We start from the raw sequence: 4,021 nt of genomic DNA on the forward strand, positions 1-4,021 counted from the left end.
TCGCGTTCTCTTCGTCGCACGTGATGGGAGTATGAACAAGTCCGCGTTTTCGTTCGACGTGACGTTTTACGCCATCGAGATGAACTGGCGGACTGGGACGGTACTCAAGAAGTTCGAGATTCCACCCGGAACGCACGACATCGACTACCTCGGGGGAGATCGGTACGCCATCGCCGACCTGAGCAAGAAAAACCGCGTGTTCGTGTACGACCGCTCCGAGGACGAGGTCGTGTGGGAGTATCGGTTCCGCGAGCACTTCCCCAAGAGTGCGGGGGGCGGTCCCGGTGGATACACTCACTTGAACGACATCGATGCGGTCGACAACGGGTCCGCGTTTCTCGTCAGTCCGCGGAATTTCGACCGTGTTATGCTTATCGACCGGGAATCGAAACGCGTTCGCTGGACGCTGGGAGAGGAGGATAACTACGACATCCTCAACGAACAGCACAACCCGGTTCTCCTCTCGCAGGATCCGGTCACAGTTCTCGTCGCGGATAGCGAGAACAACCGCGTCGTCGAGTACGAAAAGACGGAGAGCGGATGGAAACAGACCTGGTCCTACGGAACGGGATTGGATTGGCCGCGGGACGCAGACCGACTTCCGAACGGAAACACGCTCATCGTCGACAGTAACAACAATCGCGCTCTCGAAGTGACGCCGGGCGGAGACATCGTCTGGAAAGTGAAGATTCCCTTCGAACCGTACGACGTCGAACGGCCGGTGTACGGGGACGAACCGTCGGGACCACCGATAACCGAACTCGAGGGAAGCGATGCCGTCGATACGAAAGCAGTCGGGCAGGATGGGAATGGTCTAGTGGCCAGAATCGATGCCACGTACACGTACGTCTACACTACCGCCCAATGGGTTCTTCCGACGTGGATCGGTCCGCTAGAATTCAATCTCCTCGTCCTCGCGGTGCTCATCGTCGTACTGTGGGGTGCTTTCGAGGTGGTTCATTGGAAAGGGTGGACGTAAGCGAAATGAGTGAGTGAATGGGGTCCCGACGTGACGGCAACAGAGAAACTGCTGCCGATTTCCCCGAGAAGACCTATTCTCTCTTATCTCCGATACTGTACTCCCGTAATGGGCGGTCCCATCGCCTGTAGTTTATCCGATAGCGTCACGACCTACCAAGTATGTCGTCTGCCTGAAACACCGGGAGGACGTTCCCCCACTGGCGCGCGAGTTGTTGGAGGATGGTTGCCCCGAGGAGGCTCGTCACGACGGTCAGGAACGGCAGGTAGAACCGCCAGACGAGAATCCCCGTGACGCCGCCGACGAGAAGCGACCCGACGAGCGGGTCTGCGGCCCCGTCGAGCATCGGGAGGGCAATCGTTTCGACTCCACCCGACCCGAACGACGCGTACGCCGCCGAGGCGGCGGCGAGGGCGCTCCCCCCGACGATGGCGAACCGTTGGGCGGAGTGGGCCACCCGACTCCCGATGAGGCCGCCGAGGAGGGCACCGACCAGCGACACAAGCAACAGGTTCGGCGACCCGATGCCGAATGCGGGGGCGAGGGTTCGAGCGGCGAAACTGCCGAATAGGGCACCGCCGAGACCGCCGACGAGCGAGGTGAGTTGCGTCACGAAGGAGTAGCCGAAGTAGGTGAACGCGAACCCGACCCCGACTGCTAGCGCCACGACGGTAGCGGTAAAGAAATCTGGGACCATCAGTTTTCGTATTTCGTATCGTGGGCCTCCATTCCGTTAAATCACTCGGTGGAAATTCGTCGGCGGCGTCGCTCGTCGGCTATTCGTCAGTCAGTGCCGTCAGTCGAACCGCTATCGACCGATGACGACGACGGATGGCGTCTGCTCCGAAAATCCCTGACGCTGAATCGTTCGTGGACACCTCCTGTGGGAACGGATGCCGGAATTGCTAAACAGGATTTCTCCACGCGGACTTTCATCCTCGCTCCCGGCCAGCGCTATGAGATGCATTCTATCACCGGTCTCCGAGACGGGAACGACTCGTTATGAACGTTTGAACGAAATACTCAAATATTCAGATAGCACATATTCAGTCGTCACGAACCAGGTCGTCCCATCGAAGCCCACCACAAACTATGCCTTCATTTTCAGCGGAAAAACGAGAACGAGTCCGAGAATCGCTCCGTGATACCGGTCGAGAGTTGTTCACACGACAGGGAATACGCAAGACGACGATAGCGGAACTCACTGAACCGGCGGACATCGGCACCGGTACCTTCTACCAGTATTTCGACTCCAAAGAAGCGCTCTACATCGATATCTTAGAGCAAGAGAGCAAAGAAGTAATTCCCCGATTGTTGGGGAAATCGTTTCGGACACACGACGACCCGGAGACTGCAATCGCAGCACTACTCGAACAGTCTCTCAGCGAGATGGAGTCCAATCCGATATTCCGCCGAGTCCTCATCGAAGAACAGGAACTGACCCGTGTAGGCGAACGGATTTCGGACGAAGAAGTATCCGAGAAACGAGAGAGAGCGATCGACTTCTTCCTTCCTCACATCGAGAGATGGTACAACGAAGGGAAAGTTATCGGACCGGACCCGGAAACGATCGCCCATACGATCAGGGCTGTCGTTCGGCTGGCCCAACAGAGAGAACGAATCGGGGAAGAACGATATCCCGCGGTTCGAGAGACACTCATTGCGGCCGTCGCGGCCGGACTGACGCGAGAACAGGACTCCGTGGGGGACCCTCCGACACGAAAGCAGGACTCCGTGGAGGATTCCCATGAGTGAACTCGGCGGAGAACGTGTTGACGACCCGGCTGTCGTCTCGTTGAACGATTCTGAAGCGACTGACCGTGAGCTCGTCGGCGGGAAAGGAGCGAACCTCGCTCGGCTAGCGACGTCGGGGTTTCCGATTCCGGATGGATTCTGTGTAACAACCGTCGCATATCAACAGCTCATCGATACACCGACGAGAGCGGCGATTGCTTCGCTCTCCGAATTCGAGCCGACGAATTCAGAAGCGATTGCAGACGCCGGTGCGACCTTGCGGAGGCAGATACGGGCGTTGGAGTTCCCGGACGAAGTTCGGAACTCCATCAGGAGAATGCTCACGACGGACGAAACGTCCTCGACGTACGCGGTACGGTCGAGTGCGACCGCTGAAGATCTCCCCGAGGCCTCGTTCGCCGGGCAACAGGAGACGTTCCTAAACGTACGGGGAGAAGATGCGGTCATCGACCGCGTCCGTGCCTGTATGGCGAGTCTATTCACTGACCGAGCAATCGCGTATCGAGCGGAGAACGGAATCTCGCACGAGGACGTATCGCTCGCCGTCGTCGTCCAGCAGATGGTTTCTCCGGACGTCTCGGGAGTGCTGTTTACAGCTGACCCGATAACGGGGAACCGTCACATTTCGTCCGTCGAAGCCTGTCGCGGTCTCGGCGAACCGCTCGTCTCCGGAGAGGTGAATGCGGACGGCATCAAAGTCGATGCTCGCACGGGCGAAATCCTCTCCTACGAGGCAGGAGACCAGCGGATTGCGGTTCGTCCTCAACCCAGCGGAGGCACGGAGACGGTCGAACTTTCGAGCTCCGACCAGTCGAGTCCGGTGCTCACCGACGAACAGGTACGGGCGTTGGTCGAGGTCGGAAGAGATATCGAAGCACTCTTCGACCGACCGCAGGACGTCGAGTGGTCACTGACGGACGGCGACGTCACTATCCTTCAGGCCAGGCCGATAACGTCGTTGTTTCCGCTTCCCTCACCCACTCCCGACGATGACCATCTCCACGTCTACATCAGCATGGGGCACGGACAATCGTTCGCCGAAGCGATGCCGCCGCTCGTTTTGGACGTCTGGAAATCGTACGTTCAAACGATGTTCACCGAGTACGGGTTCGACCCCGGTACGCAGTGGGCAGTCGAGGCGGGCGGGCGCATCTACATCGACGTCACGAGTCCGCTCCGGTTCGGGCCGATGCGCAAACGGTTTCCCGAGAGAATGGTGAGGCGAACGAACAGATGGGTGCCGCTATCGGCGACCTTCTCGACCGACGGGCGAGGAGTTTCAGCGAG

The 4,021-nt window shown here is 58.7% G+C and carries 4 protein-coding genes; 3 read left to right on the top strand and 1 reads right to left on the bottom strand.

Annotation, left to right across the window (positions count from 1 at the left end; genetic code table 11):
• On the top strand, window positions 1-979 hold a 979-nt coding region (locus BG842_RS10150), incomplete at its 5' end, for an aryl-sulfate sulfotransferase (RefSeq protein WP_069450649.1).
• Window positions 980-1,124: 145 nt separating this feature from the next.
• Here BG842_RS10150 and BG842_RS10155 read toward each other — a convergent pair.
• Window positions 1,125-1,676: a hypothetical protein gene (locus BG842_RS10155; protein WP_254663043.1), complete on the bottom strand. Its 552-nt coding sequence runs from the start codon at window positions 1,674-1,676 to the stop codon at window positions 1,125-1,127.
• A gap of 395 nt (window positions 1,677-2,071) precedes the next feature.
• Between BG842_RS10155 and BG842_RS10160 the strand changes: the two genes are divergently transcribed.
• A complete protein-coding gene (locus BG842_RS10160) occupies window positions 2,072-2,734 on the top strand; it encodes a TetR/AcrR family transcriptional regulator (protein ID WP_069450650.1) in 663 nt (220 codons plus the stop codon).
• On the top strand, window positions 2,727-4,021 hold a 1,295-nt coding region (locus tag BG842_RS10165), incomplete at its 3' end, for a PEP/pyruvate-binding domain-containing protein (RefSeq protein ID WP_303645366.1). The genes BG842_RS10160 and BG842_RS10165, both read left to right, overlap by 8 nt.

Origin of the sequence: Haladaptatus sp. W1, assembly GCF_001723155.1 — an archaeon.
Taxonomy (GTDB): domain Archaea; phylum Halobacteriota; class Halobacteria; order Halobacteriales; family Haladaptataceae; genus Haladaptatus; species Haladaptatus paucihalophilus.

What these genes read in the sequence shown, in the direction of transcription:
- BG842_RS10160 (WP_069450650.1), top strand. Translation starts at nt 2,072, where the DNA reads ATGCCTTCATTTTCAGCGGAAAAACGAGAACGAGTCCGAGAATCGCTC.
- BG842_RS10155 (WP_254663043.1), bottom strand. Translation starts at nt 1,676, where the DNA reads ATGGTCCCAGATTTCTTTACCGCTACCGTCGTGGCGCTAGCAGTCGGG.